We start from the raw sequence: 762 nt of genomic DNA, 5'->3' as shown, positions 1-762 counted from the left end.
CAGGTTATAAGCGTAGGTGGGTATCAGCCTTGGCTGATTTCACGTAGCCTGTGATCGGTTTTTTTTGGGAGTAAAACCGTGGACATTATTGCAGCAGAACCACAACACATTAGCGCTATCCAGAAAATTTATGCCTATCACGTCATCCATGGCACCGCATCGTTTGAAACAGAGCCACCGGATATAAACGAGATGCACGCCAGATTGAAGAAAAACCACGACGCCGGCCTGCCCTGGTTTGTCGCCATCAAAAACGGTCGCCTGACTGGGTATTGCTATCTGTCACGCTACCGTGAGCGTCTGGCCTACCAGTATACGCTTGAAGATTCGATCTATGTTGGATCCGCAATGCCAACAACAGGGCGTGGGAAAAGCACTGCTCGCCCATGCCATTGAGTGGGCGGAGCAACACGGCTTTCGTCAACTGATTGCGGTAGTGGGCAACAGTGAAAACGAGGGATCGCTGCATTTACACCGTCAGGCCGGTTTCTCGCTGGTAGGAACGCTGGCAAGCGTAGGGTTAAAACACGGGCGCTGGCTGGACACGGTGATGCTGCAACGTGCACTGGGCGCAGGGGATTCAACCTTGCCTGAGACCACGCCGCGGTTTGACGCGAATTGACACGGGTTTAGTGTCCGCCAGCGCGAAGGCTGGCGGAAGGTGAGACGATTAGCCGTGAACGGTTTGTTTGCGGAACAATTCGCGAAATACCGGATAAATATCATCCTGATCGCGAATATGCTGCATGGCAAAATTGGGGT

At 52.9% G+C, this 762-nt stretch carries 1 protein-coding gene and 1 pseudogene; one reads left to right on the top strand and one right to left on the bottom strand.

The window, feature by feature from the left end; all coding sequences use genetic code 11:
- Positions 1 to 78 precede the first annotated feature (78 nt).
- A pseudogene (locus tag J5224_RS32160) lies at positions 79 to 622 on the top strand (N-acetyltransferase family protein).
- 48 nt (positions 623 to 670) lie between these two features.
- Here the strand turns inward: J5224_RS32160 and J5224_RS32155 are convergent.
- The coding region (locus J5224_RS32155) for a YeaH/YhbH family protein (protein WP_264629010.1) at positions 671 to 762 on the bottom strand (92 nt) is incomplete at its 5' end.

It is taken from the genome of Candidatus Symbiopectobacterium sp. NZEC135 (assembly GCF_025962695.1).
Note: the sequence above shows the minus strand (reverse complement) of the source record. Positions and strands in the feature narration are given on the sequence as shown.